The sequence below is a fragment of the Sphingobacterium sp. GVS05A genome, from assembly GCF_019969845.1.
In the GTDB taxonomy this organism is placed as follows: Bacteria; Bacteroidota; Bacteroidia; order Sphingobacteriales; family Sphingobacteriaceae; genus Sphingobacterium.
The window spans coordinates 536,761-553,833 of the sequence record NZ_JAHXYR010000001.1 but is presented as its reverse complement, the minus strand read 5'-3'; the positions used below and the strand labels follow the sequence as shown (position 1 = coordinate 553,833).

The 17,073-nt window shown below is 37.7% G+C and carries 18 protein-coding genes; 13 read left to right on the top strand and 5 right to left on the bottom strand.

The genetic code is table 11. The annotated features are described in order from the left end of the window. Positions 1–128: 128 nt before the first annotated feature. From LC454_RS02400 to LC454_RS02380, 5 genes are read left to right on the top strand one after another with little or no spacing between them, the layout of a single operon-like run. Positions 129–1,007, top strand: coding sequence for a cell division protein FtsX (locus LC454_RS02400; RefSeq protein ID WP_120258349.1), 879 nt, complete (start codon positions 129–131; stop codon positions 1,005–1,007). Positions 1,008–1,009: 2 nt separating this feature from the next. After that, complete coding sequence (locus LC454_RS02395; RefSeq protein ID WP_223578822.1) at positions 1,010–1,255, top strand: DUF3098 domain-containing protein; 246 nt, start codon at positions 1,010–1,012, stop codon at positions 1,253–1,255. A 15-nt stretch (positions 1,256–1,270) separates the two neighbouring features. Next, a complete protein-coding gene (locus LC454_RS02390) occupies positions 1,271–2,065 on the top strand; it encodes an undecaprenyl-diphosphate phosphatase (protein ID WP_223578820.1) in 795 nt (264 codons plus the stop codon). A 9-nt stretch (positions 2,066–2,074) separates the two neighbouring features. After that, positions 2,075–2,797, top strand: coding sequence for a tRNA pseudouridine(55) synthase TruB (truB, locus tag LC454_RS02385; protein ID WP_223578818.1), 723 nt, complete (start codon positions 2,075–2,077; stop codon positions 2,795–2,797). A gap of 55 nt (positions 2,798–2,852) precedes the next feature. Next, the gene (locus LC454_RS02380; RefSeq protein ID WP_223578816.1) at positions 2,853–3,827 is read left to right on the top strand and encodes a bifunctional riboflavin kinase/FAD synthetase; all 975 of its coding nucleotides are present in this window, start codon (positions 2,853–2,855) and stop codon (positions 3,825–3,827) included. A 194-nt stretch (positions 3,828–4,021) separates the two neighbouring features. Here the strand turns inward: LC454_RS02380 and aroQ are convergent, their stop codons facing one another. Beyond that, on the bottom strand, positions 4,022–4,441 hold the full coding sequence (gene aroQ / locus LC454_RS02375; protein ID WP_223578814.1) for a type II 3-dehydroquinate dehydratase: 420 nt from the start codon (positions 4,439–4,441) through the stop codon (positions 4,022–4,024). Between the two features lie 194 nt (positions 4,442–4,635). Then, positions 4,636–6,309 carry a gliding motility protein RemB gene (locus LC454_RS02370; protein WP_223578812.1) on the bottom strand — a complete coding sequence of 558 codons (1,674 nt, stop codon included), beginning with the start codon at positions 6,307–6,309 and terminating at the stop codon, positions 4,636–4,638. 196 nt (positions 6,310–6,505) lie between these two features. Between LC454_RS02370 and LC454_RS02365 the strand changes: the two genes are divergently transcribed. The 4 genes from LC454_RS02365 (at position 6,506) to LC454_RS02350 (ending at position 10,536) form a co-directional block, all read left to right on the top strand. Then, positions 6,506–7,921 carry a glycoside hydrolase family 125 protein gene (locus tag LC454_RS02365; RefSeq protein WP_223578810.1) on the top strand — a complete coding sequence of 472 codons (1,416 nt, stop codon included), beginning with the start codon at positions 6,506–6,508 and terminating at the stop codon, positions 7,919–7,921. A 54-nt stretch (positions 7,922–7,975) separates the two neighbouring features. Further along, positions 7,976–8,800 (top strand): glutamate racemase, encoded by an 825-nt coding sequence (gene murI, locus LC454_RS02360; RefSeq protein WP_223578808.1) that lies wholly within the window; start codon positions 7,976–7,978, stop codon positions 8,798–8,800. A 70-nt stretch (positions 8,801–8,870) separates the two neighbouring features. Then, positions 8,871–9,116, top strand: coding sequence for a hypothetical protein (locus tag LC454_RS02355; RefSeq protein WP_223578806.1), 246 nt, complete (start codon positions 8,871–8,873; stop codon positions 9,114–9,116). A gap of 169 nt (positions 9,117–9,285) precedes the next feature. Further along, positions 9,286–10,536: a PQQ-dependent sugar dehydrogenase gene (locus tag LC454_RS02350; RefSeq protein ID WP_223578804.1), complete on the top strand. Its 1,251-nt coding sequence runs from the start codon at positions 9,286–9,288 to the stop codon at positions 10,534–10,536. Positions 10,537–11,095: 559 nt separating this feature from the next. Here LC454_RS02350 and LC454_RS26340 read toward each other — a convergent pair. Further along, on the bottom strand, positions 11,096–11,224 hold the full coding sequence (locus LC454_RS26340) for a hypothetical protein (protein ID WP_262507815.1): 129 nt from the start codon (positions 11,222–11,224) through the stop codon (positions 11,096–11,098). Between the two features lie 44 nt (positions 11,225–11,268). After that, positions 11,269–11,742 carry a 23S rRNA (pseudouridine(1915)-N(3))-methyltransferase RlmH gene (rlmH, locus tag LC454_RS02345; RefSeq protein ID WP_223578802.1) on the bottom strand — a complete coding sequence of 158 codons (474 nt, stop codon included), beginning with the start codon at positions 11,740–11,742 and terminating at the stop codon, positions 11,269–11,271. Positions 11,743–11,880: 138 nt separating this feature from the next. On the opposite strand from rlmH, the gene LC454_RS02340 reads away from it, so the two are divergent. Then, on the top strand, positions 11,881–12,774 hold the full coding sequence (locus tag LC454_RS02340) for a DUF3078 domain-containing protein (protein ID WP_223578800.1): 894 nt from the start codon (positions 11,881–11,883) through the stop codon (positions 12,772–12,774). A gap of 140 nt (positions 12,775–12,914) precedes the next feature. On the opposite strand, the gene dnaB is transcribed toward LC454_RS02340, so the two are convergent. Continuing rightward, complete coding sequence (gene dnaB, locus LC454_RS02335) at positions 12,915–14,528, bottom strand: replicative DNA helicase (protein WP_223578798.1); 1,614 nt, start codon at positions 14,526–14,528, stop codon at positions 12,915–12,917. 414 nt (positions 14,529–14,942) lie between these two features. On the opposite strand from dnaB, the gene ubiE reads away from it, so the two are divergent. The 3 genes from ubiE (at position 14,943) to LC454_RS02320 (ending at position 16,991) form a co-directional block, all read left to right on the top strand. Beyond that, positions 14,943–15,683: a bifunctional demethylmenaquinone methyltransferase/2-methoxy-6-polyprenyl-1,4-benzoquinol methylase UbiE gene (gene ubiE, locus LC454_RS02330; protein WP_223578796.1), complete on the top strand. Its 741-nt coding sequence runs from the start codon at positions 14,943–14,945 to the stop codon at positions 15,681–15,683. An 86-nt stretch (positions 15,684–15,769) separates the two neighbouring features. Then, the gene (locus tag LC454_RS02325; protein ID WP_223578794.1) at positions 15,770–16,531 is read left to right on the top strand and encodes an SDR family oxidoreductase; all 762 of its coding nucleotides are present in this window, start codon (positions 15,770–15,772) and stop codon (positions 16,529–16,531) included. 10 nt (positions 16,532–16,541) lie between these two features. Continuing rightward, a complete protein-coding gene (locus tag LC454_RS02320) occupies positions 16,542–16,991 on the top strand; it encodes a GatB/YqeY domain-containing protein (protein ID WP_223578792.1) in 450 nt (149 codons plus the stop codon). Positions 16,992–17,073 lie beyond the last annotated feature (82 nt).

Genomic DNA, 17,073 nt, shown 5'->3' with positions numbered 1-17,073 from the left:
AGTATTGAAAAGTTATTTAAACATAGGTAGAAAACTAAATTCGAATTGATTTTTATCAAAGTAATTACAAGATAAATTCGAAATCTTCCGCTCAATTAGTTACTTTCGCAAATAAATTTTTGCTTATTATGTCAGAATACGAATTAAGCACACAAAAAAGAAAAACAAAGTCTGTATATGTATCCACAGTTATCAGTATAGCACTGGTACTATTGGTAACAGGTATGTTAGGCTTATTATTGGTGCACGCTAAAAATCTTTCAAAGTACGTTAAAGAAAACATTGTCCTGAATGTTATTGTAAATGATGGCACCAGTGAAGGCGATGTACTTTCTTTGCAAAAAGATCTTGAAAAAGACCCTTATGTCCTTCGTTCAGTGTATATCAGCAAAGAAATTGCTGCCAAAAACCTGAAAGAAGATCTTGGTGAAGATTTTGTACAGTACCTTGGGCACAACCCATTATTGCCGTCATTGGATGTCTATATGAAGGAGAATTATGCCAATACGGATAGCATCAAGACTTTCATCGAAAAAATCTCTAAAAACAATAAAATAAAAGAGGTTGTCTATCAGGAGTCATTGATTGATATGGTCAATAAAAACGTACGCATCATCGGTATGATTGTTTTGGCTTTTGCTGTTATTTTATTGATTATCGCTGTGGCATTAATTAACAACACCATACGTTTGGCCATTTACTCGCAGCGTTTCTTAATTAAAAGCATGCAATTAATCGGCGCAACTAAAAACTTTATTCGTAAACCTTTTATCACTTATGGTATTATCCATGGTTTGCTGGGTTCACTGATTGCGATCCTACTATTGATATTGACGCTCAAATTAGCACAACAACAAATACCTGAATTGGTCTTTTTACGCAACTGGTTTGAGTTTGCGATCATCTTCTTAGGTGTTATCTGCATCGGGATTTTAATCTCAGGGCTTAGTACCTACTTCGCCGTAACTAAATATTTAAAAGCTCAATCTAACGATTTATATAGATAAAAATGGCTCAAATAAAGAAATCTACTGAATCTGTAAATAGAGGTTCCTTCGTATTTTCAAAATTAAATTATCAGCTTTTTATAGCTAGCTTGGTTCTTGTAGTCATAGGCTTTGCGCTGATGTCCGGTGAAACTGATATTTATAGTTTTACCAAAATAACTTTAGCGCCAATTGTAGTCGTCCTCGGCTTTGCATTGGGATTTGTAGCGATCCTGTATCGCCCCAAAACAACTAAAACTGAAGAATAATCTTATTAAAAACTGATGTCTATTATTGAAGCTATAATCCTTGCTATCATCGAAGGATTAACGGAGTTTTTGCCTGTCTCCTCTACAGGTCACATGATTATAGCAACTGCACTGATGGGTATTCAACCCTCTGCCTTTGTTAAATTATTTACGATTGTCATTCAATTGGGAACGATTTTATCAGTTCTCGTCTTATATTACAAGCGATTCTTTAAATCGCTTTCATTTTACTATAAGTTGGTGATCGCTGCTATTCCTGCATCGGTACTTGGATTACTTTTCAACGATTTTATCGATTCACTTTTGGAAAGCCCGCTGATGGTTGCGATTATGCTGGTAATCGGCGGTGTTGTCCTACTTTTTGTCGACAAATGGTTTAATAAACCTACTGTTGAAGATTCGGACAACGTCTCTTACAAGCAAGCCTTTATGATCGGTGTATACCAATGTCTGGCTCTGATTCCCGGTACATCCCGATCCGCTAGTACCATCATCGGTGGTATGGCCGAAAAATTAACACGTAAAGCAGCCGCAGAATTTTCATTCTTTCTGGCTTTGCCGATGATGTTTGGCGCTTCAGCTGTTAAACTATTGAAATTCTTCAAAGAAGGAAATACATTTACAGGCGAAGAGCTTAATCTTCTTATTGTAGGTAACCTCATTGGTTTTGTTGTCGCAATTGTTGCAATAAAATCCTTTATTGGATTTTTAACCAAGTATGGTTTTAAGGCCTTCGGATGGTATAGAATAGTTGTGGGAGTTGTTATTCTCGTGCTACTTCTTTCAGGTCATAGTTTACAAATTATCTAAAATTTTTTCATGGAGAATATAGAGGTTGGTGAAAACTCAGCAAGGTTTAATTTTGCTGAAGGCGAAATGTTGTTGATTGATAAACCTTTAACATGGACAAGTTTCGACGTTGTTGGGAAAGTCAGAAACTCACTGAAACCATTAAAATTAAAAGTTGGCCATGCAGGTACATTAGACCCCTTAGCAACGGGGTTGCTAATTGTCTGCACAGGTAAGTTGACAAAAAAGATCGACAGCTACCAGGCCGAAGACAAAGAATATACAGGGACAATTACATTGGGCGGAACCACTCCATCTTATGACCTGGAAACCGAAATTGATGAGCTATTCCCTATCGATCATATTACCGAACAGATGATCTTTGATGCGGCAAAGACCTTTGAAGGCGACATACAACAGTTTCCTCCAGCGCATTCTGCCATAAAGATCAATGGTGAACGTGTCTATGCAAAAGCTCGTCGCGGTGAAGAGGTTGAAATAAAATCCCGCCAGGTAAGGATCAATAGTTTTGAAATTGAGAAGATTGAACTTCCGAATGTGTATTTTCGCATTTCTTGCTCAAAAGGCACATACATCAGATCATTAGCATACGACTTTGGAAAAGTATTACATAGTGGATCCCACCTAAGTTCTTTAAGACGTACCAAAAGTGGTGATTATACGATTGAAAACGCCTGGAATCTTGAACAGCTTATCGCCGAAATAAAACGTCATAAGGAAATCATTAAATAAACCCATCGCTGCACTTTATTGATTCTTTATCTTATTTTTGCAAAAAATCCAATAAATGAAAATCTACAGAAGTTTAGAAGATTTCTCCCCCGTTGAAAATGCAGTAGTTACCATTGGTACTTTTGATGGTGTTCATATTGGCCACCAAAAAATATTGGTCCACTTAAAAGAAGCTGCTCAAAAAATTAACGGCGAAACCATATTACTTACTTTTTTCCCTCATCCACGGTTAATTATTAACCCAGATGATGATAGCTTACGTTTAATAAATGATATTGAGGAAAAAGTAAGTCAACTGAGCAAGGTCGGTATTGACCATCTTATCATTATCCCCTTCTCCCGAGATTTTTCCAATCAAACTCCTGAAGAATATATTAGCAATGTGCTTGTAGGTAAATTGGGTACTAAAAAAATCGTTATCGGATATGATCACCATTTTGGAAAAGATCGTAAGGGTACATTAGGCGATTTGGAACAGTTTGCATCCATATTCGACTATAGTGTAGATGAGATCCCGGAACAGGATATCAATGACATCGCAGTCTCTTCCACGCGTGTGCGTGAAGCACTGATTAAAGGTGATATCAAAACAGCCAATCTATATTTAGGTTATCCTTTTGAATTAACGGGAACAGTGATCCGAGGGGATCAAATCGGGCGTACCATTGGATTTCCTACAGCCAATCTACAGGTACATGAACCGCATAAATTAATTCCTGCTTATGGTATATACGCAGTAGAGGTTTATATATACAACCACATCCAGAATATTACTACAGGCGAGTATAAAGAAGAGAATCCTATTTCTATCGCTAAAGGCATGGGCTATATTGGCACAAGACCTACGGTTGACGGTATGAATCGTGCGATTGAAATCAGCCTATTTGATTTTGATCAGGATATCTATAGCAAGACGCTCCGTGTTAAATTCCTGCACTTTATTCGTCATGATGAACGCTTTGACTCATTAGAGGAAATGAAAGCGCAAATCAAAGCAGATGAAGTAGAGATAAGAAGCCTTATCGGATAAAATCTAAGGGCATACAGTTAAAAAGAATAGGCGGGAATTCCCGCCTATTCTTTTTATAACTAACGTATTCTTTGCATCCTAATTGCTCCCACATCATCTTATTTATTGCCCGTTAGGCCTTTTTTAATCGATCATGCTTCACTGCGCTCAGTACGGATGTTCTAGGAGCAAACTAAGTATCTACAATAGATTTTTTAAACTAAAAGAGCTTCGATGCCAAGTCTATAACTATCTAACCCAAAGCCACAGATTACCCCCTTACAGTTTTTAGCCAAAAAGGAATGATGCCTAAATTCTTCCCGTTGATGAACATTGCTGATATGAACTTCAATAACTGGGGTCTGAACAGCAGCAATAGCGTCCCCAATGGCAATAGATGTATGGGTATATGCTCCAGCATTCATTACGATGCCATCATACTCGAAACCGACCTCATGAATTTTATCAATTAATTTGCCCTCAGAATTACTCTGAAAATATTCCAATTGAACTGTAGAAAAACGTGTCTTTAACTCCTCAAAATAACTCAAGAAATCCTGACTTCCATAGATTGACTTTTCCCTAACACCCAATAGATTTAAGTTTGGGCCATTTAATACAAGGATTTTTTTCATCGGTATTTAGTGATTGATTCAATATTATCTATTCGATTATGCATTCAAACTAACCCAGTAGTATCGGTTACATTTTAAACGACATTAAAATGAATATATTAAACAAAAAACATCATGATTATACATTCCTTTATACGGCCTGAATAATCATGATGTTTTCATAAGCTGTAATTGCTCAAATATATAAAAACTTCCTATAAATCATTATAGATTGCTCTAAAGCTTGAACGAAGTCCAAATGTTACCACGCCTGATTTATTCACGACAGGTGTTTCATATTGTGCTTTCGCATAGCGTTGCATATACCCCAATTCTAAACGAAGGTTATATTTCGGATTCAGTACATACGCTGCTTTCGCATCCGCATAATAGATATTATTTTTTATCCCCTGTGCGATATGGTTTCCATACATATTCGGGATGGTGTTATACGATTGAAAGATATTTCCGCCCATATTAGTTCCGTCAGGAAGATCCAATCCGTTTTGTGTATACATTCCCTGTAATGAAAAGTCCCATCTGTCCCAGGCATAGTTTACGAGACCAACCAATTCTCTAAAGTTAGCACCTTTTGGGTGCGCCAATGGCTCGGCATTGTTACTATAATTGGAATAGGATTTAAAGTGTGCGTAAGTATAGGGTCTAGCAGTATTATACTCCGCAAGGAAGTTTAGGTTTTTGACACCAAACATGTCATAACCTCTTACCCCTAACTGTGCACCCCACTTGTTATGTGCATAACCATTACCCGCAAAAAATTCCTTGGCCGTAAATTCGCCTAATAGAAACTGACCATAAACAGTCAAATTATAAGGCAATTTATATTTGGACGTCAGCCCTAGGAACATCTTATCGGGTGACGTACGATTATTACTCTCCACAGGGCGAATAAAGATAATTGGACTCAAATAGCTAAAGTCAAATCCGCGCTTTCCGGCCTCATCTTGCGCTGCCCAAACCACAGATTGAAAAAAACCAACGGACAATTTATTAGTCACATTCCAATCCAAATATTGAAAAGCTCCCCATTTTTTCCCGTCACCTAAACGCGTATTTTTTTGGCCTTCCATAGGATATATCCCAGTTAGATCCTCTCTTGGATGTGTCGGATCATTCATGTAAGCCCAAATGGATGTATACTGTACATTGCCGATCGTACCGGTCAGCTTCAGATGTGCATAATTAGACGAAAAGTCAGAAAGCAACATCGAGCGGTAACCATCTCCAATAAAGTTCTTATCGTATGCTATAGTCGCTTGGATATACTTGTGTGCATCGTAGGTCATACTTGCAGTCGCATACATCCAGTCCATTTTATTTTTAGCCTGAAATTTGGTATTTCCCTGACCAGGAATTACTTTATTAGCGACAATATAATCGTCAAGATACTTTGGAAAAACAGCTTGGCTTTCAAAGGCCGATGAATTAAAGGTGAATTTATTACCCACATTCAATCCCACTTGAAATCCTCTACCATTCATCCATGTACGACGTTTATCGCCCTGCATATCTTTTCCAATATACATATCCGGCAAAAAATCCGCATAAAACGTATAATCATCTTTCTCCACTTGAATCAAATGTTCATTAAAGATTTTACGCATGAACCAATTTGATGAGGAAACCGGTTTATTGGATTGAATCGAGTCAAATTTGGCCAACAACAAAGAATCCTTGATGACAAATGGTTTAGCTGTTGTGTGCATTCTCGTTTCAGTAGAATAAACGACATCGTTCATTTTCTGATAAAAATGATACGAATAAGGCTGACTTTTAATTTGTCCAAAACCTGCGAACGAGACACCTACCCCGATGCCTGCCAGCACAATTCGAAGTAAATTATTTTTTTTTGATATATTAAGCCCCATAAAATTATTTCAAAGATTATTTCTTCTAGCAAAATGCATTCCTAACTGCAAATTAACCGAATAAAAATGACTTTATTAACATGCGTAGTCAATTTTATAATGCTAAATCGTATTTGCTGTTCGTTATATTCAAAAATATTTATATCTTGCATTCTAGTAAATAACCTTGTATAACAAAAAATCAGCCCTAATAAGCATGAAACGCAGAACTTTTATCCAAAACGCAACCTTATTGACAGCAGGTGCATTTGCAAGCAAATTTTCTTTTGCTCAGGAACATTCTTTTCCTACTGTACGCACAGCCAAAGAAAAACGGCTTTTTTCAAGTAAAGTCATTGAAGATGCCATTACAGAGTTTCAAAAAAATGTCAAAAACAAGGAACTGACCTGGTTATTTAACAACTGCTTTCCAAATACATTGGATACGACTGTATTTCCCTATGTTCAAAATGGCAGAAACTATACCTATGTTATTACAGGAGATATAGATGCAATGTGGTTACGTGACAGTAGCGCACAGGTGTGGCCCTATCTTCCTTTCATGAAAAAAGATAAAAAATTGCAGAATCTCATTGTTGGATTAATACAAAAACAAAGTAAATGCATCAACATTGATCCTTATGCAAATGCTTTTTATAATGACCCAACAAAAAAAGGCGAATGGTTCAGTGACCACACAAGCATGAAACCCGGAATCCATGAACGAAAATGGGAAATTGATTCACTATGTTATCCGATTCGACTTGCTTACCATTACTGGAAGGAAACAAATGACAGTAGTCCATTTAACGAAGAATGGCTAGAGGCTCAGCACAAGATCTATCAAACTTTTGTTGAACAGCAACGTAAGGATAATTTAGGTCCTTATAAATTTGAGCGAACAACGTCAAGGGGTTCAGACACACTACAAGTGGATGGTTACGGTTATCCCGTAAATCCGGTAGGTTTGATTTGCTCAAGCTTTAGACCTTCGGATGACTCGACTATCTTTTCTTTCCTGATTCCTTCCAACCTATTTGCAGTGGTCAGTTTGAGACAATCTGCGGAAATTCTCAAAAAGGTTAAAAACGAACAGACACTTTCGGCAAAAATGGAATCGCTTGCGAATGAAGTTGAGGCTGCCGTAAATAAATATGGAATTATAGATCATCCAACCTTGGGAAGAATATATGCGTTTGAAGTAGATGGTTATTCAAGTCATCTCATGATGGACGACGCAAATATCCCTAGTTTATTGGCTCTGCCCTATTTAGGTGCAGTCAATCTTAATGACGAAGTCTATCAGCGTACACGTAATTTTGTGCTGTCCGACAAAAACCCATTCTTCTTTAAAGGTACCGCAGCCGAAGGTATCGGGGGGCCGCATATTGGCCGCGATATGATTTGGCCAATGTCCATTATTATGCGTGCGCAAACTTCGACAAATGATGAAGAGATCCGCAATTGCATCAAAACCTTAGTGAGCACACATGGTGGTACAGGATTTATGCATGAATCCTTCCATAAGAATGATCCAAAAAAATTCACAAGACATTGGTTTGCCTGGACTAATACATTATTTGGCGAATTAATTTGGAAAATATATAAAGAGAAACCATCTTTGCTTCAGTAAAACTGAATCTTATAACGCAATGTTATAGGTGGATGTAACTTATAGCATTGCGTTATGGATAATACACTGACTTCTGGTCCTATTGGCATTTTCGACTCCGGCTATGGCGGCCTTTCTGTATTTAAGGAAATTCAGCAGCTCCTTCCTCAATATGATTATATTTATTTAGGTGACAATGCACGTGTCCCCTATGGTACACGCTCGTTTGAAACCGTATATAGTTACACCAAGCAATGTGTGTTTAAATTGTTTGATTTAGGATGTAATCTTGTTATCTTAGCCTGTAACACCGCTTCGGCAAAAGCATTAAGAACGATTCAGCAAAACGATCTTCCTCCCGGAAAAAAAGTACTTGGGGTCATCAGACCAACAACTGAAATCATCCATAATTATACGAAAACAAACAAAATCGGTATCCTCGCAACGACAGGAACGGTAAAATCGGAATCCTATAAGATAGAGATACATAAATTTAATCCGGAAATTGAGGTTTTTCAACACGACTGTCCTTTTTGGGTTCCACTGGTTGAAAATAATGAGATTAATACTGAGGGCGCACATTATTTTGTCCAAAAAGATATCCATGAACTGTTGCAGAAATCCGATCAAATTGATACCATTGTATTGGCATGTACGCATTACCCCTTATTATTACCCGTAATCGAAAAATACGTCCCAAAAAATGTCAATATTATTTCCCAAGGACCTATCGTTGCGAAAAGTCTACAGGAATACCTTCACCGTCATACTGAAATAGAAACATACTGTTCAAAAAACAGTCAGTTGGCCTTCTACACCACTGATGATCCTAGGGATTTTGAAAGCAAAGCAAAAATATTCTTCGGAAAACTTGTAGATGCCAGCCATATCAGTGTTTGAAAATAAAAAGCTGCAAATTTTTAAAACTTTTGTCGTTTTCTTTTCGTTATTCTAGGTAAAGGAGCATACAATGAAAAAGAATTATGTAACCATTGCATACAATCAAGAGACACAGCATTGTGAGTCAAAAGAGTTTTCAACTTTTCAGGAAAGTGCGGACTATTTTAAGACTTTTGAAACATCCGCTCAACCAAACTATATTCCTGTATGTGTCTATAATTTAAGCACAAATGCACTATTAGAGGTTAGCGATTATTATGTCAATAAAGACAAAGAACTACAACAGATACTGACTCACTGTCTGAACACCCTCTAGTTTCCCCTTAAAAATACCCGTCAAAAATAGATGGATTTGTTATCCTGCCGCCCCTTTATTAGGCTTATGGCCGGATGTCGATAAATTTATTACATGATATCGGACAGCATTTCATTAATTTTTAATATCTTCAAACGAACAATCAGACCAAAAAAACAAGTCATTAATAATGAAAAATAAACTGACAATAAGCCTTTTAACGATATCACTTGGCTTGACCGCCTGCAATTCCAACCATGCAAATTCAAACTCCGGTTCAGATAGCACAGCGAATCCTAAGGATACTACAAGCTATCCACCGGTAGAAACGCAAAAAGCAAATTCGGACTACAAACCTGCTTTTGCTGGGCAGACCAGAATTGCTGGTGCTAAAACAACTACAGCTTTCGAGGGTAAAGTGATAGCCGAGGGACTAAAGTCTCCCTGGGGTATTGTAGCGCTACCTGATGGCAGACTGCTAATTACAGAGAAAGAGGGCGATATGCGTATTGCAAGTGCTGATGGCAAATTAAGCGAACCAATCAAAGGTATACCTGCTGTCAACACAAGTGGTCAAGGTGGATTACTCGGGCTGAGGCTCGATCCGAATTTTAGCTCCAACCGTATGGTCTACTGGGTATTTGCGGACAATACCCCCGCAGGAACATTAACGGCTGTTGCTAAAGGTAAGCTCTCTGCGGATGAAAAATCATTTGAAGAGGCTAAGGTTATCTATCAAGCTACTCCCGCTCATAAAGGTAATCTCCATTACGGCGGACGTATCGTTTTTGACAAAGAAGGAAATATTGTTTTTAGTACCGGAGAGCGCTCCGATTTAGTGACGAGACCTCTGGCTCAGGATTTGAATGCTGCTCTGGGCAAGATTTTGCGCATCACAAAAGACGGACAGCCTGCATCAGGCAATCCATTTATCGGAAAAGCAAATGCACGACCAGAGATCTACAGCTATGGACATCGTAATCCGCAGGGGCTTGCTTTCCATCCTGAAACTGGTGATTTATGGGAAACTGAATTTGGCCCACGTGGTGGAGATGAGCTCAACAAAATCCAGGCAGGTAACAATTATGGTTGGCCAACCATAACTTACGGAATTGAATATAAAGGAGATAAAGTTGGTGCTGGAATACAGCAAAAAGAAGGACTTGAACAACCGGTTTATTATTGGGATCCTGTGCTCTCTCCAAGTGGAATCACATTCTATACAGGACAAAACATTCCTGAATGGAAAAATAATCTCTTTATTTGCGGTTTAAGTAGCACGCATATTGCCAGAATTATTTTGAAAGATAATAAGGTTGTTGGCGAAGAACGACTATTAGGCAGTGAAGGGCAGCGGTTCAGAGATATTACACAAGGGCCGGACGGGGCCTTATATGCAATTACTGATCTTGGCAGACTCTATAAAATAGATAAAAAGTAATTATAAAAAAACAACGATGTCTGAAAAGATCAGACATCGCTGTTTTTTTATTCTATTCGTATCCCCACGACAGTTTTTCTTCGAACATCTACTATGCGGAGGGTTCTATTTACTTTTTGGACAGCTCCTTCAATGATGCGTTCAGGGAATTTAGCCATTACTCTTCTGGTGAAACTCAGGTCTTCCTCTATTTTTTCAATTTTATTACTCCTATTACATAATACTAAATCCCAAAAGGTCACTGGGCACAACCTAAAGTTTGGCTCGATTATTGATCAATATACAATCGAAACAATAAAATATTATATGGTAAAAAAAGAAAAAATGAAAAAATTATTAGAAATTAACCCCTTATCATTCTATGTGACCAACTGGGGATTTGTAAACAACACTCAACCAAAAAGAACGCGCAAAACCAACCAACCTTCTCCGAAAAATTAAGCGTTTTCCTCCAAACAATTTCAATCAAATTTATTAAAATCATCTGCTGATATCCTCCATACGGATATTAAGTAAGAGATTTATTCTTTTACTTATTCCGTAATTAGAGGATATCAAATTATGCAAAATAAATTGCCAATAAAATCACAATAACGATACAGGCTATCATGATGTATTTATTCAATTGGCTATTTTTCTCTCCTTCATCACTTTTATAGTGATAATCACGTTTATTTGGCAAATTCATAAGTCTGTTTTTATTAATGATGAAGTTACGGACTTTTTTCCATATTATTCATGATGATAAGGTTCACCTTTCATAATTGAAAACGCCCGATAGAGTTGTTCTGTAAAGAATAAACGGATCATCTGATGCGAAAATGTCATTTTTGACAAGGACATTTTGGAACTGGCACGGTCATAGATCTTTTGATCAAATCCGTAAGGACCGCCAATAATAAAAACCATATGTTGCACACTATTGATCATCATTCTCTCTAAATAAGCAGAAAAATCCAAAGAGCGAAACTCTTTACCAAACTCATCCAGTAGTATGACCATATCCTGTGGCTGTAATTGTTTTAAAATCAATCCGGCCTCTTTCTCTTTCTGCTGCTCCTCAGAAAGGCTTTTACTATTTTTGATGTCCGGTATCACAACAATATTAAAGTTGACATAGAACTTTAGTCTTTTGATGTATTTGTCGATTCCTTCGATCAAGTATTTATCATCTGTCTTTCCAATACAAAGTAACGTTATTTTCATAGTATCAATCAAGTTCCCAAAGTTCCGATTTTATTTAAAATATACGTAAACAAAAAGCCACAAAACAATAAACAAAGATATTCGTTTAGTTATAGAACATTTATTTTCGCAACATATGCACAAAAACCAAATTTTAGTATGAAAAAAATTAAATCGATCTTTCTTATTGCCTTAAGTTTAATTAGCTTTCGAAGTTTCAGCCAGGAAACCTCTATAGATACCAGCAAAACATGGATAATTAAAGGTGAAAACACTTTTTTGATCAACCAGAGTTCCTTCTCAAATTGGGCCGCAGGGGGTGTCAATTCATTTTCGGGAAATCTTACCTTAAATTATGATTTCAATTATAAGAAAGACAAATGGTCTTGGGATAACAAAGTATTAGCAGCCTATGGTTTAACTTTCCAAAAGGAATCGGGCTGGCGCAAAAATGATGATAGATTAGTATTGAATAGTTTACTGGGACATAAAGCCTCAGAATATTGGCTGTATACCTTTTTTCTGAACTTTAACACGCAATTTGCCGATGGGTTTGATTATACCAAAACTCCCAAAGAGCGTATTTCACGATTTTTAGCCCCAGCATATTTAAGTTTTGGACCGGGTTTTGCCTACAAAAAGTCTGACAACTTGAGATTTAATCTATCTCCAGCGGCGGTAAGATTCGTTTTTGTCAATGATACTCTTCTTTCTACAAGATACGGACTAGACCCAGGTAAAAAAGTGAGAACTGAATTCGGAGCTTCTTTTGATGCTTATTACAAGGTAAACCTCATGGAAAATGTTGCCTTTGAAAATATCTTGAAACTCTATTCAAATTACTTGGATAAACCACAGAATGTTGACATTGACTACACTGCTAATCTCTTCATGAAGGTCAATAAATTCATCACTGTAAATGCTGGCATACAGATGATTTACGATGACAATACAGCCATTCCTGTTATCAAAGATGGAAAAGAAATCGGAAAACGGAACTCTGCTTTACAGATCAGACAGATCGTCGGGGCTGGGGTGACGTACAAATTCTAGTTGCTTAAAGTGAAAATATACAACAATCCGTAGAAGATAACGAAGATAGCAACGATGGTTGATTAAACCTAGGTCAATAAAAAAGCCGAAATATGATATTTCGGCTTTCCCATTTATGGATACTGATGTAAAATTACAGATTAAAAAGGTGCATCGTCAGGCATATCATTCATGCGAGAAGGCATCGTAATGCCTCCGCTAAAGCCTGCTCCACCGAAGTCTTCACCAAAATTTGGTGACGGATTCAATGCTGAGGCAGAAAATGTAGTTGGAGCATCTCCAAAACCATCACCGCCACCCATTCCGGAAAACTCGTCTTCAAGATCGACAAATTTAACGAATTTACCTACGAAACGAAGTGGTACGATCCCCGTTTCACCATTACGGTGCTTGGCGATAATAACTTCACCGACACCTGCTGTTGGGCGTCCCTCTTCATCTTCGGTCAAACCATAATACTCTGGTCTATATAAGAAAAGTACCATATCGGCATCCTGCTCGATAGATCCTGATTCACGCAAATCCGATAGCATCGGCCTTTTACTATTTCCTGGTCTGGACTCCACTGCACGGCTCAACTGCGATAATGCCAGTACCGGAATACTCAACTCTTTCGCAACAGATTTCAAAGCACGAGAAATACTACCGATTTCTTGCTCACGGTTACCACCGCCCTTGCCTTCAGCTTTACCATGCATCAATTGCAAGTAATCGACAATCACCATCTGGATATCATATTGTGCTTTCAGACGACGGCATTTTGCCCTAAATTCAAATACGTTCAATGCAGGAGTATCATCAATAATGATTGGCGCCTCAGTCAGTCGACCGATACGTGAATGCAATTGTTGCCATTCATGATCGGCAAGATTACCTTTTTTCAGCTTCTCTTGTTCAATTTCGGTTTCACCTGCGATAAGACGATTAACCAGCTGAACAGAGGACATCTCCAGCGAGAATACTGCAACAGCCTTGCCATGGTCAACAGCAGCATTTCGCGCTACAGACAATACAAACGCTGTTTTACCCATCGCTGGACGAGCGGCGATAATCACTAAGTCAGAAGGCTGCCAACCAGAAGTCATGCGATCAAGTGCAGTTAAACCCGATGGTACACCCGTCAGGCCATCTGTACGATCACGCAACATCTCAAGATTGGAAATTGCTTCACGCATAATGTCATCCATCTTACGCGAATCTCTTCTCAAGTTATTTTGTGCAATATCAAACAAGCTCTTCTCGGCATGATCCAAGAGATCAAAAATATCCGAGGTCTCATCATATGAACTATTAATAATCTCAGTAGAAACTTTGATCAGCTCCCTTTGGATATATTTTTGCGAAATAATACGCGCATGGTATTCGATATTAGCAGCAGAAACAACTCGATCGGTAAGCTGCGTGATATAATAAGCTCCACCCACCATTTCCAGTGCCCCCATTCTACGTAACTCGGAGGTGACTGTCAGAATATCAATAGGCGAAGTCTTTTGAAATAAGCCAAATATAGCTTCAAAAATTTTCTGATGTGATTCCTTATAAAAAGACTCTGGTTTTAAAATATCAATAATCTCGCTCAGTGCATTTTTTTCAAGCATCAATGCGCCCAAAACAGCTTCCTCAAGATCTACTGCCTGGGGCGGTAGCTTACCCAAGCCGCTTACCATGTTGTTTAATTTGGTACGGCGCTCACCATAACTACCTCTTTTGTTATTATCCGTGTTATTCGCTTCAAAATTGCTCTCGTTCATCATGATATTATATCAGAAATATAGCTTCCCCGCTCTTAAATTTAAGACGGGATAACAAATGTATAAAAAATAAAATTCACAAAGACGCTGAATTACAAACAGCATAATTAGTCCGTCAGGCACCAAACGTCAAAACGCTTTGAAGGACACAGTTTTAACGATCCACTTTTCAACATTACATGTTGAAAACATGTTGAAAATAAAAAACAAGTACTTAAAATCAATACATTAAAAAGTGTTGATAACTTAAAGCATTGTGAATAACCAAAATGATCGAAATTCAAAATGATTGGGTTTAATTCTACCTGAACACCACGCTAGCATTGCTTTGTTAACGCAGAAAAGGCTTCAACTTTAAATCAAAAAACAAATCCCATTTTAAGCATTAAAAATATACTTATATTGTATATTTGTAAAATGACGCACGATTCTTCAACATTAAAGCCCTATAAAGATGCCAATGATGGCAAGAAAAAACAGGTAGCGGATATGTTCAACAATATTTCCCATTCCTATGATTTCTTAAACCACTTCATGTCCTTAGGGATTGATATTATATGGCGAAAGAAAGCCATTAATGCCCTGAAGTCCATTAAACCTCAGCTCATGTTAGATGTGGCTACCGGAACAGGTGATTTTGCATTGGAATCCATCAAGATATTGAATCCAAAAAAAATAATTGGAGTCGATATTTCTCAAGGAATGCTTGATGTGGCTAAAAAGAAAATTGTAAACAAAGGACTGGAAAATCAATTTGAAGTACAATTAGGCGATTCGGAAAGGCTTCAATTTGAAGACAATACCTTTGACGCTGTTACTGTTGCATTTGGTGTCCGTAACTTTGAAAACTTAGAAAAAGGATTGTCCGACATTTACCGCGTATTGAAACCCGGTGGTAAGGCCGTTATTTTGGAATTTTCGAATCCCAAAAAATTCCCGATAAAGCAGCTCTACAATTTTTATTTCAAATATGTAACACCGACCATTGGAAAATTCTTCTCAAAAGATGCCAGTGCTTACGAATATTTACCGGAATCCGTTGCTCAGTTTCCAGATGGACAGAAATTTGTTGCAATAAATAAAAAAGCTGGCTTCGACCAAACGATTGTGAGACCACAAACATTTGGCATCTGCACAATTTATATTGCTACCAAATAAGTCTATGAAGGATTCTTAATTGAGTTTTATCAACAGATGAATTTACAGTTGGTAATGAGGTTTACTATTTCAACTAGTTAAAATATATGACAAAGACAGTTTTCATCACAGGAGCAAGTTCAGGTATTGGTCAAGCCTGTGCTGAAGTGTTGGCGAAGGAAGGCTACAACCTTTTGCTATGTGCCCGTAGACTAAATCGGCTGGATATATTGAAGGAAAAATTGAATTCAATCTATCCCCATATCAAAATTCATACGTTTGAATTGGATGTCAGAGATTCAGAACAGGTTCAAAACCAAATGAACGGTTTACCAGAGGAATGGAAAACAATCCATGTATTGATCAATAATGCAGGCCTTAGCCAAGGTCTGGATCCGATCCAGGATGGCGATATCGGTGACTGGGATCGAATGATCGACACCAATGTCAAAGGACTACTTTATGTCAGCAAAGCAGTCATCCCATTAATGGATACCGCAAATGGAGCACATATTGTCAATTTGGGCTCTATTGCAGGCAAAGAAGTATACCCAAATGGTAACGTATACTGCGCAAGCAAACATGCGGTAGATGCGCTAACAAAAGCGATGCGTATAGACTTACTTTCCAAAGGTATAAAAGTCACTTCTATCGACCCCGGTATGGTTGAAACAGAATTCTCTGAGGTTCGCTTTCATGGAGACAAAGAAAGAGCAAAAAGCGTGTATACAGGCGTACAGCCCCTGACCGGTACCGACATTGCTGAAACTATTCTTTTCGTCATCACCAGACCAGCTCATGTTAATATCAACGATCTATTAATAATGCCGACAGCACAGGCTACAGGCACGATTGTCAATCGAAAATAATTTAAATATCATGTCATTAGAAACACAAATAAATCAAGACATTAAAGCAGCAATGATTGCAAAAAATACGGCAGCATTGCGTGGATTACGTGCGATTAAAGCAGCTATTCTCCTCGCGAAAACGGAGAAAGGCCATGCAGAAGATCTGAATCAAGAAGCTGAAATTAAAGTTTTACAAAAACTGGTAAAACAAAGACGTGAATCTGCTGAAATCTATAAGACTCAAAATCGTGAGGATCTTTACCAAATCGAGGTAGAAGAAGAAAAAGTGATTGAGGCTTACCTTCCTAAACAAATGAGCAAAGAGGAAGTAGAGGCTGTTATCAAAGCGATCATCGCTGAGACCGGCGCTTCATCCATTAAAGAAATGGGAAAAGTAATGGGTGCTGCTAATCAAAAATTAGCCGGACAAGCTGACGGAAAAACAATTTCCGAAGTTGTAAAAAGCCTATTGGCATAATTTTCCCTTTTAATAATACAAATTGAGTTACCGATCAATCTGTTTTATTTTATGGTCGGAAACTCAATTTCCCTTCTTTATT